This is a genomic window from Rhodococcus sp. ACS1 (genome assembly GCF_002300155.1).
GTDB lineage: Bacteria > Actinomycetota > Actinomycetes > Mycobacteriales > Mycobacteriaceae > Rhodococcus_F > Rhodococcus_F koreensis.
The window spans coordinates 374220-399502 of sequence record NZ_NSDZ01000004.1 but is presented as its reverse complement, the minus strand read 5'-3'; the positions used below and the strand labels follow the sequence as shown (position 1 = coordinate 399502).

At 63.2% G+C, this 25283-nt stretch carries 20 protein-coding genes; 8 read left to right on the top strand and 12 right to left on the bottom strand.

Annotated elements, in window-relative coordinates; all coding sequences use genetic code 11:
* Positions 1-323 precede the first annotated feature (323 nt).
* Entirely contained in the window at positions 324-1574 is a 1251-nt protein-coding gene (locus tag CJ179_RS14155) for an acyl-CoA dehydrogenase family protein (protein WP_257015510.1), read from the bottom strand.
* Here CJ179_RS14155 and CJ179_RS14150 point away from each other — a divergent pair.
* From CJ179_RS14150 to CJ179_RS14130, 5 genes are all read left to right on the top strand, one after another.
* Positions 1524-3617: a pyruvate dehydrogenase complex E1 component subunit beta gene (locus CJ179_RS14150; protein WP_218834824.1), complete on the top strand. Its 2094-nt coding sequence runs from the start codon at positions 1524-1526 to the stop codon at positions 3615-3617. The two genes, CJ179_RS14155 and CJ179_RS14150, sit on opposite strands and share 51 nt — an antisense overlap.
* 84 nt (positions 3618-3701) lie before the next feature.
* The gene (locus CJ179_RS14145) at positions 3702-4454 is read left to right on the top strand and encodes an SDR family NAD(P)-dependent oxidoreductase (RefSeq protein WP_095861974.1); all 753 of its coding nucleotides are present in this window, start codon (positions 3702-3704) and stop codon (positions 4452-4454) included.
* 142 nt (positions 4455-4596) lie between these two features.
* Entirely contained in the window at positions 4597-6120 is a 1524-nt protein-coding gene (locus CJ179_RS14140) for a long-chain fatty acid--CoA ligase (RefSeq protein WP_095861973.1), read from the top strand.
* Positions 6121-6226: 106 nt separating this feature from the next.
* Entirely contained in the window at positions 6227-6979 is a 753-nt protein-coding gene (locus tag CJ179_RS14135) for an SDR family NAD(P)-dependent oxidoreductase (protein ID WP_218834822.1), read from the top strand.
* 423 nt (positions 6980-7402) lie between these two features.
* On the top strand, positions 7403-8113 hold the full coding sequence (locus CJ179_RS14130; protein WP_095862678.1) for a TetR/AcrR family transcriptional regulator: 711 nt from the start codon (positions 7403-7405) through the stop codon (positions 8111-8113).
* A 24-nt stretch (positions 8114-8137) separates the two neighbouring features.
* Here the strand turns inward: CJ179_RS14130 and CJ179_RS14125 are convergent, their stop codons facing one another.
* The 10 genes from CJ179_RS14125 to CJ179_RS14080 all read right to left on the bottom strand — a co-directional run bounded on the left by CJ179_RS14125 (position 8138) and on the right by CJ179_RS14080 (position 20119).
* The gene (locus CJ179_RS14125; RefSeq protein WP_179377618.1) at positions 8138-10240 is read right to left on the bottom strand and encodes a 3-hydroxyacyl-CoA dehydrogenase NAD-binding domain-containing protein; all 2103 of its coding nucleotides are present in this window, start codon (positions 10238-10240) and stop codon (positions 8138-8140) included.
* Positions 10241-10300: 60 nt separating this feature from the next.
* Positions 10301-11515: an acetyl-CoA C-acetyltransferase gene (locus tag CJ179_RS14120; RefSeq protein ID WP_095861970.1), complete on the bottom strand. Its 1215-nt coding sequence runs from the start codon at positions 11513-11515 to the stop codon at positions 10301-10303.
* Positions 11512-11985, bottom strand: coding sequence for a pyridoxamine 5'-phosphate oxidase family protein (locus CJ179_RS14115; protein WP_257015508.1), 474 nt, complete (start codon positions 11983-11985; stop codon positions 11512-11514). Before CJ179_RS14115 ends, CJ179_RS14120 begins: the two co-directional genes overlap by 4 nt.
* An 18-nt stretch (positions 11986-12003) precedes the next feature.
* A complete protein-coding gene (locus tag CJ179_RS14110) occupies positions 12004-12753 on the bottom strand; it encodes an enoyl-CoA hydratase-related protein (RefSeq protein ID WP_095861968.1) in 750 nt (249 codons plus the stop codon).
* Positions 12754-12833: 80 nt separating this feature from the next.
* Positions 12834-13814, bottom strand: a complete 981-nt coding sequence (locus CJ179_RS14105; RefSeq protein WP_095861967.1) for a cyclase family protein — start codon at positions 13812-13814, stop codon at positions 12834-12836.
* Positions 13815-13827: 13 nt separating this feature from the next.
* A complete protein-coding gene (locus tag CJ179_RS14100) occupies positions 13828-14754 on the bottom strand; it encodes an SDR family NAD(P)-dependent oxidoreductase (RefSeq protein WP_095861966.1) in 927 nt (308 codons plus the stop codon).
* Between the two features lie 29 nt (positions 14755-14783).
* On the bottom strand, positions 14784-16382 hold the full coding sequence (locus CJ179_RS14095; protein WP_218834821.1) for an NAD(P)/FAD-dependent oxidoreductase: 1599 nt from the start codon (positions 16380-16382) through the stop codon (positions 14784-14786).
* 180 nt (positions 16383-16562) lie between these two features.
* Entirely contained in the window at positions 16563-17792 is a 1230-nt protein-coding gene (locus CJ179_RS14090) for a cytochrome P450 (protein WP_095861964.1), read from the bottom strand.
* A gap of 49 nt (positions 17793-17841) precedes the next feature.
* The gene (locus CJ179_RS14085; RefSeq protein ID WP_095861963.1) at positions 17842-18036 is read right to left on the bottom strand and encodes a ferredoxin; all 195 of its coding nucleotides are present in this window, start codon (positions 18034-18036) and stop codon (positions 17842-17844) included.
* A gap of 544 nt (positions 18037-18580) precedes the next feature.
* A complete protein-coding gene (locus CJ179_RS14080) occupies positions 18581-20119 on the bottom strand; it encodes an ABC transporter substrate-binding protein (protein WP_257015507.1) in 1539 nt (512 codons plus the stop codon).
* A 709-nt stretch (positions 20120-20828) separates the two neighbouring features.
* Here CJ179_RS14080 and CJ179_RS14070 point away from each other — a divergent pair.
* A complete protein-coding gene (locus CJ179_RS14070) occupies positions 20829-21815 on the top strand; it encodes a sialidase family protein (RefSeq protein WP_095861961.1) in 987 nt (328 codons plus the stop codon).
* A gap of 102 nt (positions 21816-21917) precedes the next feature.
* Here CJ179_RS14070 and CJ179_RS14065 read toward each other — a convergent pair whose 3' ends face one another.
* Complete coding sequence (locus CJ179_RS14065; protein ID WP_095861960.1) at positions 21918-22847, bottom strand: MBL fold metallo-hydrolase; 930 nt, start codon at positions 22845-22847, stop codon at positions 21918-21920.
* Between the two features lie 570 nt (positions 22848-23417).
* Here CJ179_RS14065 and CJ179_RS14060 point away from each other — a divergent pair.
* Both CJ179_RS14060 and CJ179_RS14055 read left to right on the top strand, forming a co-directional pair.
* A complete protein-coding gene (locus CJ179_RS14060) occupies positions 23418-24371 on the top strand; it encodes an ABC transporter permease (protein WP_095861959.1) in 954 nt (317 codons plus the stop codon).
* Complete coding sequence (locus CJ179_RS14055) at positions 24368-25261, top strand: ABC transporter permease (RefSeq protein ID WP_095861958.1); 894 nt, start codon at positions 24368-24370, stop codon at positions 25259-25261. The genes CJ179_RS14060 and CJ179_RS14055 overlap by 4 nt, the downstream gene beginning before the upstream one ends.
* Positions 25262-25283 lie beyond the last annotated feature (22 nt).

Below are 25283 nucleotides of genomic sequence, written 5' to 3'. Positions count from 1 at the left end.
CCTGCTGCGGGACAGGCGCCTCCGGTTGCAAGCCTGCGCGGCGCAGTCGGGCGCCGCAGCCGCGGCCTTTACAGGCCTACTCACGGACCGCCCGGTGTACGAGTGCACCGGTGGGCAGGTACGGCGCGTCGCCCGCGAGGACCGTCCCCGCGAGGGGTGGATGGGGATCATCGCCGCTGACGCCGGCATGCTGTCGGCGTCGAATGCGAAAGACCGGGATGCCGATCGGAAAGATCCGGCATTCCCGGTCAGGGTTGACACACCGAACTGGTGCAATTCAGGCCACACGAACAGTTCGGCAATGTCTGCCAGAGCGCAACAGATCAGGCGCGAACAGACCGGATCACGGTGCGGGCGATCACGTTGCGCTGGATCTCATTCGTACCCTCGCCGATCTCCAGTACCTTCGCGTCCGCGTAGAATCTGGAGATCTTCGATTCTCGAATGTAGCCGTAGCCTCCGTGGATCTGAACGCTGGCGCTGGCGGCACGGTTGGCCACCTCAGATGCGTACAGCTTGGCCATCGCAGCTTCCTTGCCGAACGGACGCCCGTTGTCCGCGAGCCACGCAGCGCGATAGACGAGGCTCCGTGCAGCTTCGACTTCGGTGGCCATGTCGGCCAACTTGTGCTGCACCGCCTGGAAGTCGGCGAGACGCTTGCCGAACTGTTCCCGTTGCGTCGCATGCACAGACGCGAGATCGAGCGCCTCTTGTGCGAGCGACAACCCCAGTGCGGCAACACTGATGCGGCCGCCGTCCAGCACGTCGAGGAACTGCCGAAGCCCGTTGCCCTCTTCTCCGATCAGATTCTCGGCCGGGATCCAGCAGTTGTCGAAGATGAGTTCCCGCGTGTCCATCCCGTGCCAGCCGAGCTTCCGAAGGGGGCGTCCGACTGTGTATCCGTCGGTTCCGGTGGGAACGAAGAACGTTCCGAATCGCTTGGATCCGTCGTCGTTCGTCCCGGTGACGGCGAGTAGCGTCACACCAAGACTCACCTCGGTTCCAGCGTTGGTAATGAACATCTTTGCGCCATTGACGAGCCAACCGCCGGCATCCTGCCGCGCTGTCGTCCTGATTCCTGACGCATCGGATCCCGCCGTCGGCTCCGTCAGTCCGAATGCCCCGATGTTCCTACCGGAGGCGAGCGGAATGAGCCAGTTCTTCTTCTGTTCTTCGGTGCCGAACACAGCCAGCGGAAGCGACGCAATCGTCGAGTGTGCGTTCCAGGCTGCTGCGAATGATTGATCGGCAGCGCCGATCGCTTCCATCGCCGCCACGTAGGAGACGTAACCTGCATCAGTGCCACTGTACTCGTGCGGAATGAGCAGCCCGGTAAGGTCGAGTTCTCCCATTTTCAGGAACACATCGGAAGGGAAACGTTCTTCCTCCGACCAGGACTCGGCGTACGGCTCGATCTCCTTCTCGGCGAAGTCACGGCACAGCTTCTGAAGCTCGATCGCCTCGGCAGGCAGGTCTAGATCCATGTCGGGTCCGTCCTGTGAATAGGTCGCCGACGGCGACCCTTGTTTTTTAGAACAATCGGTATAATATTGACCGCACTGTGCCCCAGTCAAGAGTCGACTCGTGCGCGAGTCTCCACACCGATCGGCGAAGACATAATGACGCTTGCTGAAACAGATTCGACAGCACACTATTTCGATGACCCCGTAACTCTGGCCGGGTTGTACCGGCGGATGCTGAGGATCCGCCGATTCGAGGAGCACGCCTCCCGGCTGTATCGCGCAACCCAGATACCCGGATTTCTGCATCTGTCCATCGGTCAGGAGGCCACCGCCGTCGGCGCCTGCTGGCCGCTCGACGACCGGGACGTCATCACGTCCACACATCGCGGGCACGGTCATTGCATCGCCAAGGGCCTGGATGTCGACGGCATGTTTGCGGAGTTGATGGGAAAGGAGACCGGCACCTGCAAGGGCCGCGGTGGCTCGATGCACATCGCGGACCCCAGGAAGGGGATCTTCGGCGCCAACGGCATCGTCGGCGCCGGAATGCCGATCGCGGTGGGTGCCGGCACGGCAGCCCAACTGCGCGACGCGGGCGGTGTTGTGGTCGCCTTCTTCGGCGACGGTGCCGTGGCCCAAGGCGTGTTCCACGAGTCGGTCAACCTTGCAGCGGTGTGGGACCTTCCGGTGATCTTCTTCTGCGAGAACAACGGGTACTCCGAGTTCTCCCCCGCGGGAGACCAGCATCGCGCGACGCTGCGTGAGCGAGCAGCCGGCTACGGGGTCGAGTTCCACCAAGTAGATGGCAACGACGTCACGAAGGTCGCCAGGCTTCAGCGCGAGCTCGTGCACCGGCTTCGCGCGGGCGGCGGCCCGGCCATCGTCGAAGCCACAACCTACCGATGGCACGGCCACTACGAGGGTGACCCGGAGAGCTATCGGAGTGCAGCCGAACTCGAGGAGTGGAAGAAGAGGGACCCGCTTATCGTCCTCGGCGACACGATGCGTCACGTTGGGATGGTCCCGGAACTCGCGGCGATCGAGGCCGAGGTCGAAGCGGAGATCGAGCAAGCCATCGCGAAAGCATCGGACGCCCCGTATCCGGCGGACGAGACGGTGGCGGACTACGTTTCGACCCCTCGCCCCGTCGTGTCCGAGCCTCCCGTTCCCACCGAAGGTTCGACGAAGGTCATGCATGCGATCACCGATGCCTTGACCTACGAGCTGGAGAACGACCCGACGGTCTTTCTGGCAGGGATCGACGTCGGCAAGGGCGGAAATGTCTACGGCCTGACCCGCGGTCTGACCGAGAGGTTTCCCGGACGCGTTCGGGATACCCCCATCTCGGAGAGTGCAATCATGGGAACAGCGGTCGGCGCGGCCATGGCAGGCTTCAAGCCAGTGGTCGAGTTGATGTACTTCGACTTCATCGGCGTGTGCCTCGATCAGTTGATGAACCAGGCCGCCAAACTGCGTTTCATGACAGGCGGGGCCGTATCGATGCCCCTCGTTGTCCGTACTCAGTTCGGTGCCGGAAAGTCCTCGGGCAGCCAGCACTCGCAGAGCCTCGAAGCCCTGTTGGCACACATTCCGGGCCTGACGGTCGTCATGCCGTCGACGCCGGCCGACACCTACGGACTGCTGAGAGCCGCCATCCAGGATCCGAACCCGGTGATCTTCATCGAGAACCGCCTTCTCTACGGCAGGAAGGGGCCGACCCCGCCAGCGGACCATATCGTTCCTCTCGGCAAGGCAATCGTGCGTCGGCTCGGCCGTGACGTCACTGTGGTCTCCTATTCGAAGATGATGTACGACTGCCTGGCAGTCGCCGATCGCCTCGCCGACGACGGCATCGACGTCGAAGTCATCGACCTTCGCACGATAAGTCCGCTGGACTTCGACACCGTGCTCGAGTCACTCCGCAAGACCAACCGGCTCGTCGTCGTCCACCAGGCGGTCGGCGAGTTCGGTGTCGGCGCGGAGCTCGCAGCTCGGGCTGTCCGAGAAGGGTTCTGGCACCTCGATGCCCCCGTGATTCGGGTGACCGCAGGATCGACGCCGGCACCGTACTCGCCGCCCCTCGAGCAGCAATGGTTGCCTGACGAGGCCCGCATCGAGGACGCAATCCGAGAAGCGCTCGATGCCCACCCGTGAAGTACCGCTGCGACCAGGACAACCGAGACCTGGACCACTGACACAACAATTGTTCGTCTGGGACCGAAGAACAGGAGCGCGCAAATGAGCGCAAAACTCGAGGACAAGACCGCTGTTGTCACGGGAGCGGCTGGTGCCCTGGGATCAGCGGTGGCCACACACTTCGCCGCCGAAGGCATACGGGCAATCGTGCTCGCCGACATAAACCTCGACGCTCTCGACGCCCTGGCGGAAACGCTGCGAGCACAGGACATCGAGGTGGCCGCAGAACACCTCGACGTCGCGGACGGGGACGAATTCGATGCGCTGATCCACAATGCAGCCGTACGATTCGGAACGGTCGACACCCTGGTGAACACCGCTGGCATCGTCTCGCCGAATGCACGCATTCACAATCTCTCCACAGCGGACTGGGAGCGGTCGATGTCGGTCAATCTCACCGGTACGTTCCACGGCATCCGAGCGGTGGCACGCACCTCGAGGAAGAAGACCAACGTATCGATTGTGAACATCGCATCGGTCAGTGGACTGACCGCGTGGACATACGCCGCTCCGTACTGCGCATCAAAGGCCGGCGTGATTCACCTGACCCGAGTTGCCGCCCTCGAGTACGCGAAGGAAGGGATACGGGTCAACGCGGTGTGCCCCGGCACCTTCCCCACCGCACTCCATGACAGCTTGCCGGCTGAAGCGCTGACTGCGATTGAAGACAGGCATCCACTGGGTTTCGGCGCACCCGCAGACCTCACCGGCGCAGTCACCTTCCTCGCGAGCGACGAATCACGCTGGGTGACAGGACACTCACTGGTCGTCGACGGCGGGTACTCGCTACCCTGACGATCTCACCTCCGAGGACGCGCAGGCAGAAACCCGGTATCCGGACGGCCATGGTGCAGTTCGTTGGTATCCAGAAATTCAGCTACATAGCCTGACCAGTACATTCAACCGGCAGGTACCGACCCCGATCGAGAGCCTCACCGTGTTCAACTTTGCCTCCGTGCTCGAACGAAACTCACACCGATTCGGCGACAGGATTGCCGTTTCGGAGGGCGCTCGCGAGCTGACCTACCGTGACCTGCAGTCGCGCGTCCAGTCCGCCTCCGTCGCCTTGCGCGACCTCGGAGTGACGCCCGGTGACATCGTCGCCGTTCTGTTGTACAACCGGGTCGAGTTCATCGAAACGATGCTGGCAGCCAACAGGATCGGCGCCGCCATCCTGCCGCTCAACTATCGGCTGTCTCCTTCGGAATGGCAGTACATTCTCGAGCACTCGGACGCCGCCGTCATCGTCACAGAGACAGAGTTCGTCCCGGCCGTCGACACGATTGCAGGGTCGCTGCCGAACCTTCACCACAAAGTGACGCTGGACCTTCCACCGGATCCCACATGGCGCGAGTACGACACGCTGATCAGCAAGGGCCATGGGCAGACAACGCAGATCGTCGATGGCACCCCGGGCTCGCTGCAACGACTCATGTACACCTCCGGGACCACATCGCGACCGAAGGGCGTGATCATCTCCCATGAAAACCTCATCTGGAAGAATCTTGCCCACATCCTCGAGTTCTCCCTGACCGCCGAGGACAACACCCTCATTTGCGGACCGCTGTACCACGTCGGAGGCATGGATCTGCCGGGTTTGGCGACGTTCCACGTGGGTGGCCGACTGAGCCTGGTCCGCAAGTTCGATGCGGCCGGCGTCGCGAACTCGATCGAGACCCTGCGTCCGACCAACATCTGGCTGGCGCCTTCGATGATGAATGCACTGCTGCAACTGCCGGACATCTCCGATCGCGACACTTCGTCGATCCGCTTCATCACCGGCGGAGGAGAGAAGATGCCGATCCCGTTGCTCGACCGTATCTCCGACGCCTTTCCCGGAGTATGGTTCGCCGACGCATACGGGCTCACCGAAACAGTGTCCGGCGATACCGTCAACGACGCCGCACACATGCGATCGAAGGTCGGCTCGGTTGGACGGCCGGTGCCCCACGTCCAGGTGGCCGTGGTCGATGAGCACGGGACACCGCTCGAGGCCGGAGAACTCGGCGAGATCGTGGTTCGCGGCCCCAAGGTCATGACGGGGTACTGGCGCGACGAGGAAGCAACGCGCAAGGCCCTCCGCAACGGCTGGTTCCACACGGGAGACATCGGTCGCCTCGATGCCGACGGATACCTCTACATCGAGGATCGCAAGAAGGACATGATCGTCTCCGGTGGAGAGAATATCGCGACCCCGGAGGTCGAACGCGTGCTCTACGAGCACCCGGACGTGGTCGAAGCTGCAGTCGTGGGCATGCCTCATCCACGCTGGGGAGAGGTACCCCGGGCATTTGTCGTCTTGCGCGCCGGCAGCGGCGCCGACTCCGAGACTTTGAAAGAGTTCTGTCGCACACGGCTGGCCAAGTACAAGGTTCCTGCGGAGATCGAGTGCATCGAGTCCCTTCCCAGAACGCCTTCGGGAAAGGTACTCAAGCGCGTCCTGCGCGATACCCCCGCCTGAGCGCGAGGGAAGGCGCAACTCCAGGCGCCATCGACACAACGGCGTTCGCAAAGCGAGCGTCACCGACTCGCGCCTACCGGTGCACGATCGAATGGACGGAAAAAGAATGGGCATCGCGAACGCCGACGTCTCGGGACGACGAGTAGTCATCACGGGTGCCGGGCGAGGACTCGGAAGAGTTCTGGCGACAGCATTCGACGCAGCAGGAGCTCAACTCGGCCTGGTGGCCCGATCGGAGCAGGCACTGACGAAGGTGGCCTCCACCCTCAGCGGCGACCCACTGATCTGCGCGGGCGATGTGCGTGCGGACGGATTCAACGAGACCGTCGCCGACCAGATGGTCGAGCGTTTCGGTGGAGTCGATGTGTGGATCTGCAATGCCGGCGTATCACCCGAGGTCGCCGCCGTGGAGCACACGGATCCTGCGGTGTGGCGCGACATCATCGACGTCAATCTGACCGGCACGTTCCTCGGTGCTCGCGCGGCTGCCACAGCCATGGAATCGGGGGGCCGGATCATCGTCACGGGTTCAGTCGTCGGTATCCGCCCTCGCGGAGGACTGGCGGCGTACGCCGCCTCCAAGAGCGGCTCTCATGCGCTCGTGCAGTCCATGGCACAAGAACTCGGGCCACGGCAGATCACCGTCAACGCTGTTGCGCTCGGATGGTTCGACACCGGGCTCGGCGCTCATTGGCACCGTGACACCGAGCGCGAGAACGACATCACTCGGCACACGGCACTTGGACGGTGGGGAACTCCGGAAGATCTTCCGGGAATCTACCTCTTCCTTGCCTCCGCGGCATCGGCCTATGTCACGGGATCCGCGATCACGGTCGACGGCGGATACTCACTACTGTGACGCCGCTCGTGCCACACGCCTCTTTGTGAATCGGCAGTAGAGAATGCGGAGCGTCACTGTCGGGTGGACAATCCTCGACAGCGTAGTTTTCAGCGACTGTATGGAATCGAATTACCTTGTGAGTCAGTGAAATTGAAGGGTGGAACGATCCGAGGCCCGACAGATCTTCACCGCGAACGATACGGGCCGCGGGCCGCGCACTCGCCCCCAAGGCGTGCGTCCGGATGTCCCCCGTCGCCGGTGAGGTCGACGAGCATCGCCTGGTACTGCCCTCTCCCCCAAATCTGGCTGAAGATGTGATAAGAATGGTCAGTTGACTAGGTTATAGTCCGGTCGGAACAACAAAACTCGACTTCAGTAAGCCGACGTCAACGTGTGGCGTGTGCGGAGGTAGACCGAACGACGGAGATGGGCTGCGAAGTCATGGCAAGACCACCAGGGCACGGCCCCGCGTATGAAGTGAAGCGCCAGGAAATCATCGACATCGCCGCCGCCCTCTTTGCGAAGAAGGGATACGCGGGCACCGGCATCGCCGAGCTCAGCGAGTCAACTGGGACTGCACGCGGGGCGCTGTACTACTACATCGGCTCGAAGGAGAACCTTCTGGTCGAGATCCAGAACCGGGTCATGGAACCACTCCTCACCGCTGCCCGGCGAATTGCCGATCTCGAGATAGACCCTGTCCTGCAGCTCCGGATGCTGTCCCAGTCGCTACTGGAAAATATCCTTGCCCGACTCGACCACGTTTGGGTCTACGAACACGACTACAAGAGTCTGCGTGGAACGAACCGCTCGCGCCTCCTGGGGCAACGGCGAGAGTTCGAAGACATCGTCGAGCAGATTCTCGTCGCTGCCATGGACAATGGATCGTTCCGGAAACTCGACCCTCGCCTGGCCACGCTCCAGTTCCTCAACATGCACAATCACACGTATCAGTGGATAAAGCCCGGTGGTGAGTGGGACGCGGAAACGTTGTCCAGGGAGTACTGCATGACCCTTATCTCGGGATTCCGCAGCGAGAGCTATCCGGTCGACGATCTGGACGAGCGCATGCACGACTACATGGGCCGGAGAAAGACCTCACCCCCCGAATCCCCGGCACGCCCCCGCAAGCGAGGCAAGCAGCAAACGTAGTCCTGCGATGTGGACGCGAGCGCCCTACCTCAGCGATGCGGGAGGTAGGAACCGCTCACCGTACTTGGCAGCCAACTCCTCCGCGCGGGCAACGAAACCACCCTTGCCTCCCTCGTAGCCGGTGACGAACTGGCTGACACCACCGGTCCACGCCGGGTAGCCGATGCCCATGATCGAACCGATGTTGGCGTCGGCGGTGGAGGTGATGACGCCTTCGTCGAAGCACATGACCGCCTCGATGGCCACGATGAAGAGAACCCGGTCGATCAGGTCGCGAAGGGGCGGGGTCGACGATCCGGAATCGAAGCGCTCACGCAGTCCCGGCCACAGGCCGACGCGCTTGCCGTCGGCGTAGTCGTAGAAACCCGCCCCACCCAGACGGCCGGTGCGGCCGCCCTCGACGAGACTTTCGACGACCGGGCCGACCGTTGGTTCCCCGCCTACCGCCTCGGTCTGCTCCTCGCGAATCCCCTGGATCAGGGCGAGGCCGACTTCATCCGACATCTGCAGCGGTGCAACGGAATACCCGGCCTGCAAACCGGACTGCTCGACGCTGGCCGGCTCAACCCCCTCGGCGAGCATGGTGATGGCCTCGTTGACGTACGTACCGATGAGACGCGAGACGAAGAAGCCGGGCGTGTCGTCGACCACGATCGGTGTCCGGCGAATGGCCTGGACGTAGTCGAATGCCCGAGCCAGTGCCTCGTCGGACGTCTTCTCTCCACGGATGATCTCCACGAGCGGCACCTCGTCGACCGGTGAGAGGAAGTGGATGCCGACGAAGTCTTCCTGACGCTTCACCCCGGCCGCGAGACCCGCAACTGGAAGCGCCGTGGAGCTCGAGCACAACAGTGCGTTGGGTTCGACGATGTCCTCGATCTCCTGGAACGCCCTGTGCGCGAGTTCAACCGATTCGAACGCGGCCTCGACGACCAGGTCGACACCCGCAAAGTCGGCGACATCAGCTGTCGGGGTGATCCTGGCAAGGAGTGCGTCAGATCTGTCCTGCGTGCTCCGGCCGTTCGAAAGCGCCTTGTTCTCAGAATCTTCGGCGTGAGCCTTGCCCTTCAGCGCAGTCTCGATGGCGACGTCCCCGAGGACGACCTCGAAGCCCGCCTTCGCGGAGAGGTAGGCGATGCCCGCGCCGACGGGGCCTGCGCCGAGAACGCCGACCTTGGTGATCGGGGTCTTGGCGATACCGGCAGGACGTGAGCCGCCGGCCCTGATCGCCTGCTGGTCGAAGAAGAACGCCTGCATCATGTTCTTCGCGACTTGACCGGTGACCAGCGAAGTGAAGTAGCGAGCCTCGATGATCATCGCGTTGTCGAAGTCGACCTGCGAGCCCTCGACCGCAGCGGCCATGATCGCGCGAGGAGCCGGCATGGGAGCGCCCCTGAACTGCTTGCGCAGGTTCGCCGGTAACGCCGGAAGGATTGCTGCGAGTGCAGGAGTTGCGGGGGCTCCGCCGGGGATCCGGTAGCCCACCCTGTCCCAAGGCTGTACACCGCCTTCGGGATTGGCCTTGATCCAGGACTTCGCGGCAGGCACCAATTCGTCGATGGAAGATACGACCTCGTCGACGAGGCCCACGTCCTTCGCCTCCGCCGGTCCACGCGTCCCTCCCGGGACGAGGACGCGAAGGATCGCATCCTGCAGGCCGAGCATCCGAACGGTGCGGACGACTCCGCCACCGCCGGGCAACATGCCGAGAGTCGACTCGGGGAAGCCGATCTTGACGCCCTTGACGTCGGCCGCGATGCGGTGGTGGGTGGCAAGGGCGATCTCGAGACCGCCACCGAGCGCGGCGCCGTTGATGGCGGCAACCACCGGCTTACCGAGGGTCTCGAGGCGACGCAGCATCGCCCGGAACCCCTCGACGTTCGCGAGGACCTCGTGAGCCTGATCTGGGCCGATCGTGATCGTGCGCCTGAGGTCACCGCCCGCGAAGAAGGTCTTCTTCGCGGAGGTGAGCACGACGCCGGTGACGGACTCCCTCTCCCCGTACAGGCGGTCGACTGTGGCCACGAACGACTGCTTGCACAGGTCGTTCATCGTGTTGGTGCTCTGGTTCGGGTCGTCCATGGTGAGCACGACGATGCCGTCGGCGTCCTGCTCCCAGTCGATCATGTTCTTCTCGGTCACGTAGATCGGTCTCCAGGTAGTCCGAGCGCTGGAAAGGCCGGTTGCCTACACGCGCTCGATGATGGTGGCCACGCCCATACCGCCGCCGATGCACAGCGTGACCAGGGCCCGCTTCGCACCGCGACGCTCGAGCTCGTCGACCATGGTGCCGGTGATCATCGCTCCGGTCGCGCCGAGCGGGTGCCCCATCGCGATCGCACCGCCGTTGACGTTGAGCTTCTCGTCGGGGATCTTCAGGTCCTTTGCGAACTTCATCGCCACGGACGCGAACGCCTCGTTGATCTCGAACAGGTCGATGTCGTCGACGGTCAGACCGGCGGCGGCGAGCACCTTCTTCGAGGCCGGGGTGGGGCCGGTGAGCATGATCGTCGAGTCGGCACCGGAGGTGGCGGTCGCGACGACGCGGGCACGCGCGGTCAGACCCATCTCCTTGCCGGCCCGCTCGGATCCGACGAGGACCAGCGCGGCACCGTCGACGATGCCGGAGCTGTTGCCGCCGTGGTGGACATGGTCGATCTTCTCCACCCAGTGGTACTTCTGCAGCGCCACGGCGTCGAAGCCGCCCATCTCACCGATGCCCGCAAACGACGGCGCCAGCTTGCCCAGCGCCTCGACCGTGGTGCCCGGACGCATGTGCTCGTCGTGGTCGAGGACCGTGACACCGTTGATGTCCTTGACCGGGACGACGGACTTGGCGAAGTAGCCGCCCGCCCACGCCTTCGCCGCGAGGTCCTGCGAGCGGGCCGCGTATCCGTCAACATCCTCGCGGGAGAATCCCTCCATCGTCGCGATCAGGTCGGCGCCGATGCCCTGCGGCACCAGGTAGGTGTCGTAGTTGGTCGCTGGATCCAGCATCCAGGCGCCGCCATCGGAGCCCATCTTCACCCGGGACATCGACTCGACACCACCCGCGATGGCCAGCTCGTCCCAGCCGGACCGAACCTTCTGCGCGGCCATGTTCACGGCCTCCAGACCGGACGCGCAGAACCGGTTGATCTGCACGCCGCCGACCGTCTCGGGCAGGCCGGCGACCGTCACCGCGGTCCGGGCGATGTCGGCACCCTGATCGCCGAGCGGCGAGACGACACCCAGGATCACGTCGGAGATGCGGTGCTCGTCAAGATCCGGGAACCGCACCCTCAGTTCGTCGATCAGGCCGGTGACCAGGTCGATCGGCTTCACTGTATGCAGCGAGCCGGACGCCTTGCCGCGGCCGCGTGGGGTTCGGATGGCTTCATAGATGAATGCCTCCGTGGTCACCGTTTCGGCGTCTTCCGGAAGTCCCAACTCACGATCTTGCTCGGCGTCACCCGCAACCATCCGTGGCGACCGTCGGCCGTGAACGTGTCGCTGCCCGTGTACTTTCGCGCGAAACGAAGTTCGGCGTCCGTCAATCGACTGTCGACGGACGAACCCCGGGGTACGTCTCCGACGCTCTCCGCGTGCCCGCTGATCTCCACTCCGCGCAATTCCCCGAAACCGTGGCCGGCATCGATGACGATCGACACCCGGGGATCACGCGTGACGTCCTTCCAGCGTTGGCTTCGCACAATCGAATTGAGCCACAAGCAGGTTCCGTCCCAGACGAACCACAATGGCACGACGTGCGGGGTGCCGTTGCCGTCCACCGTTGCGACACGGCAAGTCCGCTCCTCGGCGAGGAAGCTGTCGATCTCGTCCTGTGTCATCGCGATCGATCGGCCTCGACGCTGCTGCCTTACTTCTGCCATTTCAGACCCTCGTTCCTGTCAGCGCCCACGCCATTGCGGGGTCCTGCGTTCGAAGAAGGCATTGATGCCTTCTCCCATGTCTTCCGATGCCTTGACTGCCTCGATCGCTCGCGCTGTTGCTTCCCACCCTCGCTCATCGGCCTCGGAGAACTGGGATGCAATAGCGGCAAGCGTCTGCTGGACTGAGATCGGTGCTGATTGACAGATCTCCTCAGCGAGATCGCGTGCTTGGCGAAGGGCGTCACCCGGCTCGGTGACGATGTTGACCAATCCGAGCTGGAAGGCGCGATCGGCGGTGAGTCCCGCGTTGGTGATGAGGAGTTGCTTCGCAACATGTATCGGCAGCGCGCGAATCGCCCGAAACAGCGCTCCGGACGTGGCAACGACTCCTCGTTGCGTCTCGGGTAGCGCGAATCGCGCAGTGGTGGATGCCACGATGAGGTCACAAGCAAGTGCAATCTCGAATCCGCCACCCAGAGCAGGCCCTTCGACGGCCGCAATCAACGGCTTGATTCGGCGCCGCCGGATGAGCCCGTACTCACCGCCGCGATCGGTGCGTGCCTGTGCACCGTCTTTGAGGTCCGACCCCGCGGAGAAGACCGAGTCACTTCCGGTGATCACCCCAACCCAGATGTCGTCGTCATCATCGAGTCGGTCCAGCGCAGTGCTGATCCCCGTCGCCATCTCTGGATCTATCGCATTGCGCTTGTGTTCACGGTCCAAGGTGATGACGAGAACTTTGCCGTGAAGTGTCTGGCGGACAGGCATTCCTACTCCTTGGTGAGAGCTGCGTACGCTCGGGGGTCAACCTTCTGCACCTGTGCGTGTGTGCTCATCGGCCCGGTCTCCTACTTGAGCACGATCGGGGTGACGGGGGATCCGGCGGAGTTGGTGACCTTCAACCCCGGAGCGCAGAACAGGAACTCCCACACCCCATCGGCCTCACAGTCCGCCGCCAACTCCTCGAGGTTGAACATCTCCCCGAGCGTCAGACCCATATCCCGGATCACCACCTGATGGAACGGAATCGTCGCACCCGGAACCGGGCTCGGCCACACCTCACCCGAATGATTATCGATCGCCAACGCCGCCACCTCCCGGTCATAGAGCCACTGACAGGTATCGAGGCACGGACCCGGAGCATTACCCAAAAAATGCTCACGATCCCCCTCGAGGAACCACCGATACGACCCGGTCCGCAACAACACCACGTCACCGGACTCCACCCGCACCCCCTGCCGCTCCTCCGCCGCCAGCAGATCCGCCTCGGTGATCTCATACGAGTCCGCGAGCCGATCCACCCCCTTGAGCCGGGCGATGTCGAGCAACACCCCCCGCGAGATCAACCGATCCACCGCCTTGTGAAAGGAGTTGCGGGACGCACCCACAAAGTTGTTGACCGCACCCGCGGGCACACCGTTGTAGAACATCCCGCCATACCCCACATGCGCGAGCCCATCCCACTGCGTCGCCGACTGCAACCCGGTGATGATCATGTCATCCGCCGAGATCAACCCGTCCGCCGTCTTCGCCGTGTCCGACGGCAACAGCGTCATCACATGGATCGGATTGGTCCGCAACCCCCCACCCTTGAACGGGCCGTCCTTGTCGAACGGCATCCCCAGATCGAACGCCTTCCCGGTCCGCACCAACTGCGCCGCCGAAACCCGTTTGCCGGGGGTGACGAAGTTCAGCGTGCCGATCTCGTCGCCCTCACCCCACCGCCCCCAGTTGCTCAGCTTGCGACCGAGCTCCTGGTGCGGCCACACCTTCTCACCGCCGCCATCGCTGCCATCGCTGCCATCGCTGCCATCGCTGCCATCGCTCATGGTGTCGTCCTCCTCATCGGTGTGCCATGTAGTGCGTCACGCAGTCCATGAGACTGTCGGGAATGTAGTAGTCGGAACGGTTCTCGATCTGCGGCAGGTTGTCGACGACATCGGCGATGGTGGCATGGTGCGGATCGGGGTGCAGGTACCCCTCCGTGGCACCGAGGAACAGGTGCGCGAACCGCCCGGCCCCCGCCAGATAGGTCTGCCCGCTGACCTCACACGCCTCGTGCGCCAGGTAACCCACCATCGGAGCCACCAGCGCCGGGTCCATGTCGGACTTCGGCTCGTCCCTCCCCTTCCGCACCTGGTCCATGCCGTCCGACGGGGCACCACCCATCCGCGTCATCGCATTCGGTGCGATCACATTGATCTTGATATCGTGCTCGCCCGCCGAGAGCGTCATGCTGTTCGCCATCCCGATCACCGCCGCCTTCGCCGTGGCATACCCGAGGTTGTCCGGCAACCCGAACATCCCGATCGAGGTGGTGATGACGATCCGCCCGTAGTTCTGCTCGAGCATGTGCGGCCACGCCGCACGGGAGGTGTGGAACGCACCCATGACGTGGACGGCGAGGTGACTGTCGATGTTGTCCGCGTCCACGTCGGGCAGACCACCGAACCGGACATTGCCCGCATTGTTGACGACGACATCGATCCGCCCGAAATGCTCCACCGCCGTCTCGATCACCCGCCGGCCACCGGCGACGGTCGAGATGTCGCTGACGTCGGCGACCGCGACTCCGCCGGCGTCGACGATCTCCTGCGCAACGATCTGCGCCGGAGTGGCGTCCGCACCCGCCCCTGCGATCGAGCCGCCGAGATCGTTCACCACCACCCTGGCACCCAACCCGCCGAGCAGATGCGCATAGGCCCGCCCGATCCCGCGACCGGCCCCGGTCACCACCGCGACCCGACCGTCGAACCTGTATTTCTCCATCGCCAAAACCTTCTGTGTTGATTGCCGATTCACGACAGGAAACGCGCGTACTTCGAGTCCAGGACCCCGCGCAACGCCTCCCGCAACTTCGGCCGGCCACCCGGGTTGAGCAGGAAACTGCGGGGCTTACCCGCAATGTTGGTGCCGTAGAAGTAGCTGGCCTCCCCGAACGAGGAATGCACGGCCAGTTCTTCGATCATCTGGTTCCACTTCTGCTCCAGATCCGCGGGCACCTCCATCACCGTGGACCCCCGCTCACGCATGAACTCGATCGCATCGGCGACGAAGTCCACCTGATCCTCGGCATAGCGGGGGTTGTTGCCCGCCGCGCCGTGCGGGCCACCCGGGAAGAAGAAGTTCGGGAACTGCCGGCACATCGTGCCGGCGAACGTGCGCGGACCACCCGCCCAGTACTCCTCCAACGCCAGACCACCACGCCCACGAACACCCATCCTCGTCAGCGCACCGGTCCCGAAGTCGAACCCCGATGCCCACACGATGATGTCGAATTCCTCGAGCCCGTCCGCCGTTTCGATGCCGGTCTCGGTCACCCGCAGGATCGGAGTCGCCGTGATGTCGACCAGCGACACCCTCGGATTGTTGTACGCCTCGAAGTAGTCCGTCGTGAACGGTGGCCGCTTCGCCGCCCAACCATGATCCCGCGGGATCAACTTCTCCGCGGTCTCGGGGTCCGTGACGATGCCCCGGATCTTCTCCGCCATGAACCGGCACCAGTCCTCGTTGGCGGCGGAGTCGGTCATCGTGTCGGCGTAATTGCTGATCACCTTCGAGAAGCCGGGGCTGGTCCACATCTTCTCGTACCGCGCCCACCGCTGCTCCTCGGTGTCCTCGAACGCCTTCCGCGTGTCCCGCTGATGCAAAAAGCCGCTGTCGGACGCGTTCAGGATCTCCCGCATCTGCTCGAAATCCGCTTTGAGCTGCTCGTACTGCTCGGCCGAGATCGGCTCGTTCGCCAACGGAGTGCACCAGTTCGGTGTCCGCTGGTACACCGTCAACGATTCCACCTCGTCCGCGATCACCGGAATGATCTGCACACCACTCGAACCCGTCCCGATCACCGCGACCCGCTTACCGGTGAAGTCCACCGGCTCGTCCGGCCACAACCCGGTGTGATGCGACACCCCCCGGAAATCCTCCCGGCCCGGCACCGCCGGGAACGCCGGAACCGACAACACCCCCGTCGCAGCGACAACGAACCGCGCCCGCACCACGCTGCCATCGCTCGCGGACACCAACCAGGTGCCCGACTCCTCCTCGAACACCGCCGAGATCACCCGGGCACCGAACCGGATCAGCCGACGCAAATCCAACGCGTCGACCACATAATTGAAGTACCGCTCGTTCTCCGCCTGACCGGCGAACCGCTCGGTCCACTCCCACCCGTCGAACAACTCCCTCGAAAACAAGTACCCGTAGGTGTAACTCTCCGAATCCAACCGCGCACCCGGATACCGATTCCAGAACCACACCCCACCGACCCCACCACCCGCCTCCAACGCCAGCGTCGAAAACCCCGCCTCACGAGCCCGATACAACTGATGGACACCGGTCACCCCGGCACCGACCACCAACACATCAACGGACGTAACAGCATCCACCGCACTCATCAACATTCCCTCTCATCGCATCCCGCAATCACCGCGCAACCCGCCGATCGCCCGACAACACGGCAGTCGTGAACCCCCACGGAATCCTCCTCCACTCGGCTTCGGATGCTCGATTGCCCCGACAGCCCTCGCGTCATCAAGCAGAAATGACACAATTCGCGGCGAAGTATCTTTCGCCAATTACCAGGTCACCGGAAGCTCGTAGATCCCGTAGGCCTGCGAATCCTCCTTGAACTTCAGCTCGGAGATGTCGGCGTCGAGCCGCAGCGTCGGGATACGACGGAAGAGCGTGCTGAAGACGACGTGCAGCTCGATGCGCGCCAGCTGCTGTCCGATGCACTGATGCGGGCCCCAACCAAAGGTGATGTGGTGCGCCGCCGGGCGGGCCAGATCCACCTTCTCAGGGTTGGGGAACGCCTCTGGATCCCAGTTCCCTGCGGGAAGGGACACGATCAGTCCCTCACCCGCGCGGATGGTCTCGCCTTCGAACTCGATGTCTTCGATCACCGCTCGTTTCGCCATCAGGTGCGGAATGGTCAAGTACCGCAACAGTTCCTCGACGGCGTTGGTCACGAACTTCGAATCGTCGGATCGCTCACGAAGCAGGGCGAGCTGCTCTTCGTTCTGTAACAGCAAACCCGTACCCAGAGTGATCATGTTGGCACTGGTGTCATGGCCGGCGACGAGCAGGATGTGCCCGAGGCGAGAGGCCTCGTCGAGCGTCAGCTCGCCGTCCTTCACGCGCGTCCCCAGGTCGGACAGGACGTCCTCGACGGGATTCGCCATCTTCGCATCGATGAGACCCGCGATGTATCGACGAAGTGTTGCGGAAGTCTCGGCGGATTGCTCCGGGGTCTTGTTCAGTGCGTTGGTGACGCCGGCGTGCTCCTGGAAGAAGTCGTGGTCCGCGTACGGTACCCCGAGGAGTTCGCAGATCATCAGCGACGGCAACGGAAGCGACAGTGCCTCGTTCAGTTCGGTCGGGTTGGGGCCGGCCAGCATCTGGTCGATGAGGTCGTCGGTGATCTGCTGAATCGCAGGCCTGAGCTTCTCCATCCGACGACGAGTGAAGGAACTCGTCAGCATCCGCCGCCAGTGGGCGTGGTCGGGGCCGTCAGTATTGTTGATCGACGGAAGCGACTGGCCGGCATGTGCCTGCATGGCCACCGTCGTGTGCGGGTACCCCGGGCGCCACACGTTCGAGCTCACCCGCGGGTCGGTCAGGATCTCGCGCTGCGCTGCATGGCCGGTCACGAGCCAGGGCGTGTTGCCGTCCCAGGTCCTGACCCGACGAATCGGCTTGTCTTCCTTGTGCAGTTCGAGCAGCCCCGGAGGCGGCGCAAACGGGCACTCGCCCGACCTGGCCATCGGAAATTCGACAATCTCCGCAGCCTTGGCGGTCTCATTCATGTGTGTCCTCTATCTGTAGTCTTCTACGCATGGCGATCACGGAGCCACGCTATTCCTCGATGACAATGGCGAGAGCCGGACACACCGCCGCTGCCTGTCGGACGTCGTCAGCCAATTCGTCTGGAGGAGAAGGGTTCAGGAGCACGACGATTCCGTCCTCGTCACGCTGGTCGAACACCTCCGCCGCAGCGCTCACACACTGTCCGGCAGCGACGCACTTCTCCTCGTCAATGACAATCTTCATGTCTCTCCTCGTGATCTTTCGGCCGATCGAGAGTCGCGAGCGCGGCGATCTCCGCATATCCCATACGCAACTGTTTCCACAGGCGTGGCCCTGCCTGTGGAAGTGGACTTCCGGCAGTCGAGAGCGACTCAACTCCGACATCCTTGCCGTACCGAATGTGACTGCAAACATATCTCGACCGGTCATTCAAATCAACAGTTCGTTGTCCCCACTTTCGGTTCGACCAGGACCTGTAACCGATAGTGCAGTAATAGATTACGGCCGTATCGTGCCATCTCGTCATAACCGAACACGACCGCCGAGCCACGTGTTCCTCTCCCCGCCTACGGAACGACGGGCCAAACGTTAGGTTGGCCGGTACGAAGGTTCTCGTCCGCGACGATGGTCTGCAGTGGCATTTCGAATGGCGCGCACTGACCTTCACTGCACCCTGAAAGCCCGAAGCCGACGGTCCGGGCGATGGGCCCGGACCGTCGGTCGTGAAATGGCGATTCGTGCAGACGTCTTGCGAAGAATCGGGGACAGGTGCGCGATTCTCCTCTTCCTACTTCTGGATCCAGAGCGTCTCGGGGAGCACCGACCCCATCCCGTACTGCTGAATTCCACCGACGTTGCCGTTGGCGATGACACCAGGCGCAGCGCGGGTGTAGAAGATGACGGGGTTGAGTTCGGCAAGGCGCTTCTGAACAGTCTCGTACGCCGCTGTACGTTCCGCTGGATCGGTAGCCATGCGGCCCGCCTCCAGCGCTGCATCCATCTCGGGATCCTTGATGCCACTGGTGTTGCCGGCGGAGGCGCTGTGGAGCGAGGACCACAGGCGCGGTTCGGGATCAGAGAAGGCTACTGTGCTCACCAAAGTGTCGTAGTCCTTCTTGGCCATGATCTGCCCCACCTGAGCGAGATCGATTGTCCGGACATCGACCTTGACGTTGTTCAACGTACTGAGCTGCGTCTGAATCGCCTCGCCCAGAGCCTTGCCCGACGGGTACAACGACATCGTGAAATTCAGCGGCTTGCCCTCTGCGGCCAGCTCGTCGAGGAGGCGCTGCGCCTCGGCTCGGTCCTCGTCGGCCAGCGGGATGTCTTTGTAGAACGGCGAGGACTTGTCGAACAACGTGTGCGGCAGCTTGGCGGCACCGCCGTAGACCGCGTTGTTGATGCCGTCGAGATCGAGTGCGAGCGCGAAGGCCTTACGGGCACGCGCGTCGTCGAACGGCGCCTTCGTGCTGTTCAGCACCATCGTGGTGCCGCCGCCGAGCGGAACGACCGCGTTCTGCAGTCCGGCGTTCTTCGCCTTGTCGATGTTCGACCACACACCTTCGAGGGCGAGGTCGGCTCCGCCGCTGACGAGGGTGTTGTATCGCTGATCGGCATCACCGATCGCGCGGATCTCGAGCTTGTCCAGATACGGGCGCGGCGCGTCGTAGTACTTGTCGTTCCGGGTCAGCTTGATGACGTCCTGACGCGACCACTGCTCCAACGTGAACGGCCCGGCACCGATCGGATTGGAGTCGACGGACTGCTGGCCGGCCTGCAACGACGCCGGGGAGGCGATCCAGTTCATACCCGTCTGCAAAATAGCGTTGGCGAAGTTCGGCACCGGCTCGACCAGCGTCACCCGCAGGGTCCGATCATCGATGACCTGACTGCTGTCGATCAACGACGCCTGCGTGATGTCCGGTGAGGCGGTTGCGCGGTCTTTGATGCGGTCCCAGCCGAACTTCACGGCCGCGGCGTCGAACGGGCTGCCGTCGGAGAACTGAACACCGTCCCGCACTCTGAGAGTGAAAGTCTTGCCCGCGTCGGCGGACGAGAAGTCCTCCGCCAGCTTGAAGTCGATGCCACCGGTTTCCGGATTGTCGATCATCAAGGTGCCGTAGAGCGCGTTGCCCAGCACCGGGGAGTTTGCCCAGGAGTTGGAGATGAGCGCGGGATCGAGGCTGCGGGGTTCGGCCTGTTCGATGATCAGGCCGGTTCCGCCGCTGACCGCGTCGCCGGAGGGGCCGCCGGCGCTTGCAGAGTCGGTTGAGTTTCCGCTGCTACACGCGCTGAGCATGAGCATGGCGGCGGCAGCGCCGGCCACGAGCGCACGTCTTTTCGAAATCACGGGGGGCCTTTCATGGTTCGAGGGTGAAAGAATTTGACACAGGGGAGGTTTCGGTCAGATCAGTTCTGCATGGTGCGGTCACACCGCAGGCGCAGGTGATCGCCGACCTGGTTGAGGGCGAAGACGGCAAGGAATCGGCCGACGAGTCGCGCGCGACCCCGGAGGCATCGCGGCGCCTCGCACGGCGGGGAATTCGACACCGACTGCTGCAGTGAACCGCGTCTTCAGCATGAACACTCCTCGCGACCGAGGTATCCCGGCGCACGCTCGTAACGAGACGAAGGCTTGAGTACCTTCGTTCTGTTACTTAGATAACATAGTTTGCTAGGTCAGCGTTGGCAAGACTAACCTTTCAGAGTTCACCGTAGAGACTGTGACGCGAGGCCGCGTCAGGCGATTCCGGTGTGTGGAATGGCGGATCGATCGACGCCCCGAGTCCTGTCGACCCCGCGACGGCCGGCCAGCTTCCCTGACCTTCCGAGACCGTCCGCCATGCGCATGTCGACGACACGCAGTGCCAGAATCCCGGAATAGGCAAGTGCCACTTGAGATGCGGGGGTCTTTACTATTGCTTTGCCGATCCCGGACCCCTATGCTCCCTGTGGGCCAGTCCAATGACGGCGGTAAGAGTTGGACAGAGACGGAGTTCCCGAATGGGGACCGGCCGTTCTGTGGCGACCCCAACGTGGCAGTCGACTCAACCGGCACCTTCTTCACCGCATTCAACCGGCTCGGTTGCCCGGGCACCGACGACCGGTCCGGTGCCTGCCCGGAGGGAGCGGGTCGTGTCGGGGTCGCACGGTCGAACGACGGTGGAAAGACCTGGTCGGCGCCAGTCGACACGACCGTCTTCCGCGCCACCACACCGCGGCTGAGGATCGACGACGCCACCAACAGGATCGACGTCGTAGGCGGCCCCAGCGGCCCGAGCCCGCATCAGGTCTCCGTCAGCTCTGACAATGGCCTGACCTGGGGTCCGATGGCGGCGCTGCCCTCGCAGGCGTTCGGCAACCAGATCGCGGCGCATGATGGCGTCCTCGCGACAGCGACAGCCCTTGCGGTGGAGAACAACGTCGTCGTCCCCGGGGAGGTGCGGTTCCTCGCCAGCACCGACGACGGGGCAACCTTCACATCGCACCCGGTGACGGACAGCGACGGCGATCCAGCACGACTGCCACATGGCGTGGCCTTCCCCGACAGCGTCGGGCGGACCGCGACCGACCCGATCCCCTGGGTGACGGCAGACCCCACCGCGCACGGCCGCTTCGCCGTCATGCTGCCCGACGGCAACGACTTCGCGGTCTACGTCACCGCTGATTCCGGCACCACGTGGGCCGGGCCGACCACGATCCCCGCCGCCGGTGCGGCGAAGCCGTGGATCGAGTACGGTCCCGACGGTCGGTTGGGCGTGATGTGGCGGATGCTGGGCAACGACATGGTCAACGCTTTTGCGACCGTCTCATTCGACGGTGGCCAGACATTCAGCCCGGCGGTGCAGGTCAACCATGCGCCGCAGCCCTTCGGCTTCCACTACTCCTCCAGTGGCGGCGACGAGTTCTCGGGGATACTCTTCAGGGGCGACTACGTCTATGTCACCTGGGCGGACGGCCGAACCGGCGGCGAACTCGACGGAATCGTCGGACGCGTGCCACTGTCGATGTTCCAGGGCTGAGCGGACTCGACCGAAGATTTGCCTCCGGGTGCGGTGGACGATGTCGCGATCGTTCACCGTCCGGAGGTCCTCGCACACAATGCAATACCCGGCCTGATGCGATCAATCGGTCGCGTTGACACCGGACCTGCGACACACGGCCTGTTCGTGGTCGGCATCCGGAGCACCGCCGGGCACGAAGCACACCTCGCCTCCGTCAATGGACAGGTGACCGTAGTGCGGCGCGGGAAAATGGGCCGGGAACAGGAAAGCGCCCTCGTCCAGCGCCCGCCTCACCAGATCCTGCCGGGTGACGATCGCGGTTGCCAAGTCATCGCATCCGGGCAGATGGAGTTCCGGTCGAGTCAGCTGGACCGGATGATGAAACGCGTCGCCGCTGAAGTAGGCGAACATTCCCTCCGACTCGAGACGCATCAACGCGTGACCCACCGTGTGACCCGGCGCAGGTTCGATGGTCAGACCCGACGAGAGTGCATACGGTGCAGATACGACCTTGGCCAGACCCGCGTCGACGATCGGGCGCACGCACTCGTCAAAAGTGTTGGGGTTGAACTCGTTGGGGTGCACATCCGAACTGGACGTGTCCCACCGCCGGTACTCCTCGTCGACGAGCAGGTAGGTCGCGTTGGGAAACGTCGGCACCCACGCACCATCGACCTGCACCGTGTTCCAGCCACAGTGATCGTGATGAAGGTGGGTGCAGAACACGACGTCAACGGCATCGACCGACACCCCCGACTGGGCAAGTCGCTCCAGAAACGGCACGTTCAGGCCATCGAAATAGAGGCCCCGCCCTTCGCGGCCGTTGCCGGTACAGGGATCGACGAGCACGGTGAGACCGTCAACTCTCACCACCCAACTGTGGCTCGAGAACTGGAAGGTCACCGACTCCTCGTCCAGGAAGCCGTCGGGCAGTTGAGCGATTCGGCGAGAGAGAAACTCTCCGTCATCGGTGAGCAGACCGAGTGAAACCGGTAGCGACTGCTCCGCCACACGGTCAATCAGAGCGTTGCCCAGCCTGATCGTCGACATAGTTTCCACCTATCAGCAGAGTGAGGGGCCCACAAGCTTCTCAGGCCGCGGCGTTTCGATGCGAGTCAGTCGGACCTTACCGCGCCAATGTTGTTGCAGCCAAGGGTCGATGAACTACAAATCCTGTCGAAACCCACCCCGATTACCGAAATCAGACACCATGCACCAACCGGGCTCCGTCGACCGACGCAATGCCTCACCCACACCGGGCGCCGGCCTGCCGATCACGATCGGCAGCCCGGGTTCGCCCACATCGAAAAATTGATGCTTGCAAGTTGTCTTCTAAGACTTAGTATACTTAGTGAACGGAGACCCTCAGGCGAACCAATTTCGAGAAGGACCTGGTGCAACGACAGGCTAGCCACCCACTCGCTGCGCCCTGAATCTCGATCGCACGCGCATCGGCAAGCGGGACACCTGACGGTCTACAGTCACCCATCCGGAGCGACTCGGAGAGGCCACACGCATCCACAACACGCGTACCGCAGCCGAAACCCACGGTCAGTGCGCGCATCTGCACATCACACGACATTCCATGCACCACTATGGAAAGGGCCTAAGGCGAACGCTATGGTGCTCACACTTTCGAAACGAGCTGGACGAAGCCTGCTCGTCCTCTTCCTGGTGACGGTAGCCGCCGTCTCCCTGCTCAGTTTGGCCCCCGGATCCGCTGCACAGGTGATCCTAGGCGAAAACTCCACTCCGCAGGCGGTCGCCGAACTGAACGCAAAGCTCGGCCTCGATCAGCCACTGTGGCGGCAATACATCGACTGGCTCGGCTCGGCGCTGCAAGGCAATCTCGGCACGTCGCCGTTGACGGGACAGGACGTCACTCACGCAATTCTGGATCGCCTTCCCGTCACCCTCGAGCTTGCAATCCTGGGGTTGCTCATCGCCCTGGCGATCGCAATCGTTCTGGCGGTGGTCGCCGCTGCTACTGCGGGAAGTTCGACCGACCGGGGCATCAGCGCCGTCACGTCTGTATTCCTCGCGATCCCCGCCTTCATCGCAGGCCCCGTACTGATCTACTTCCTCGCGTTGAAGCTGGGGTGGTTCCCCGTATCCGGCTGGTCTCGGATCGGAGACGGACTCGGCGACAATCTCCGAAGCGCGTTCCTCCCCGCACTCGCAATTGCATTCGTCGAGATCGCCACGTTCCAACGTCTTCTGCGGACCGACCTCGTCAGCACACTGAGAGAGGACTACGTGTCCGCTGCCCGTGCGAAGGGAATGTCGCGGACGTACGTCATGTTCCGGCATGCGCTTCGCCCCTCCTCCTTCTCGTTGATAACGCTTGCAGGCATCAGCCTCGGCCGCCTCATCGGCGGAACGGTGGTGGTCGAGATCCTCTTCGGGCTTCCGGGCCTCGGACAGTTGGTTTCGTCGTCCATCACGCTTCGTGACGTGATCACTGTCCAAGGCATTGTGGTCTTCGTTGCCCTCGTCTACGTCGTCGTCAACATGATCGTCGATTTCAGCTACGGATTCCTTGATCCACGAGTTCGCAAGGCGGTTCGCGCATGACCATCAGTCCCTCCTTGGACCAAATTCCCGACATCGAAGCAGAAGTCGAGAAACCGGTCGTTCGTGTCAAGAAGAAAAAGCGTTCGGTGATTGTCTGGTCTGCGTACTTCTGGTTGGCCATGGTCCTCGTCCTCGCCGTCACTGCGAACTTCCTACCCATAGCCGACTACGCTGCCCCCGTTGGTGAATCGCGACTCTCTCCCAGCTTCGGCTCGATCGACCTGTTGCTCGGCACCGACAGTTTCGGCCGGTCGATCCTCTCTCGCTGCATCCACGGAGCGCGGGTGTCACTCGTGGTCGGTACGGTGGCCGGCATTACGGGGCTGGCGATCGGCACGACTCTCGGCATGATCGCCGGCTTCTTCGGCCGGAAGGTCGATTCCGGTATCTCACTTCTCGCAGACGCGATGCTGGCCTTCCCTCCGCTGATCCTGCTGCTGGCCCTGTCCTCGATCCTCACGCCGAGCGTCAAGACGATTCTCGTCGGTCTGACACTCGTCACGGTTCCGTCTTTCATTCGTCTGGCACGTGCCACGACGATCTCCTGGACGTCCCGCGAATTTGTTCGTGCAGCTAAGAATCTCGGCGCGAGCAACTCCAGGATTCTGCTCAAGGAAATTCTGCCGAACGTTCTTCCCGCTCTGGGCGCATTCTTTCCCATCGTGATTGCAGCGCTGATCGTGGCCGAAGGATCACTGAGTTTTCTCGGTCTGGGCCTGCCGCCGCCGCAGCCCAGTTGGGGCGGAATGATCAGCGACGGCAAGTCCTCCATTGCAACGTCACCGCACATTGTGTTCGTCCCTTCGATGGTCATCTTCCTCACCGTTTTCGCCCTCAATCAGGTAGGTGACCACCTACGCCTGCGGTTCGACCGCACCATGCAGGACTGATCCGACCGATATCCCTCTTGTC

Bases quoted from the DNA above. Each gene is read 5' to 3' on its own strand.
- CJ179_RS14145 (WP_095861974.1), top strand. From the start codon at position 3,702: ATGAGCGCAAAACTCGAGGACAAGACCGCTGTTGTCACGGGAGCGGCT.
- CJ179_RS14135 (WP_218834822.1), top strand. From the start codon at position 6,227: ATGGGCATCGCGAACGCCGACGTCTCGGGACGACGAGTAGTCATCACG.
- CJ179_RS14130 (WP_095862678.1), top strand. From the start codon at position 7,403: ATGGCAAGACCACCAGGGCACGGCCCCGCGTATGAAGTGAAGCGCCAG.
- CJ179_RS14125 (WP_179377618.1), bottom strand. From the start codon at position 10,240: ATGATCGACTGGGAGCAGGACGCCGACGGCATCGTCGTGCTCACCATG.
- CJ179_RS14115 (WP_257015508.1), bottom strand. From the start codon at position 11,985: ATGGCAGAAGTAAGGCAGCAGCGTCGAGGCCGATCGATCGCGATGACA.
- CJ179_RS14110 (WP_095861968.1), bottom strand. From the start codon at position 12,753: ATGCCTGTCCGCCAGACACTTCACGGCAAAGTTCTCGTCATCACCTTG.
- CJ179_RS14105 (WP_095861967.1), bottom strand. From the start codon at position 13,814: ATGAGCGATGGCAGCGATGGCAGCGATGGCAGCGATGGCAGCGATGGC.
- CJ179_RS14100 (WP_095861966.1), bottom strand. From the start codon at position 14,754: ATGGAGAAATACAGGTTCGACGGTCGGGTCGCGGTGGTGACCGGGGCC.
- CJ179_RS14095 (WP_218834821.1), bottom strand. From the start codon at position 16,382: ATGAGTGCGGTGGATGCTGTTACGTCCGTTGATGTGTTGGTGGTCGGT.
- CJ179_RS14090 (WP_095861964.1), bottom strand. From the start codon at position 17,792: ATGAATGAGACCGCCAAGGCTGCGGAGATTGTCGAATTTCCGATGGCC.
- CJ179_RS14085 (WP_095861963.1), bottom strand. From the start codon at position 18,036: ATGAAGATTGTCATTGACGAGGAGAAGTGCGTCGCTGCCGGACAGTGT.
- CJ179_RS14065 (WP_095861960.1), bottom strand. From the start codon at position 22,847: ATGTCGACGATCAGGCTGGGCAACGCTCTGATTGACCGTGTGGCGGAG.
- CJ179_RS14060 (WP_095861959.1), top strand. From the start codon at position 23,418: ATGGTGCTCACACTTTCGAAACGAGCTGGACGAAGCCTGCTCGTCCTC.
- CJ179_RS14055 (WP_095861958.1), top strand. From the start codon at position 24,368: ATGACCATCAGTCCCTCCTTGGACCAAATTCCCGACATCGAAGCAGAA.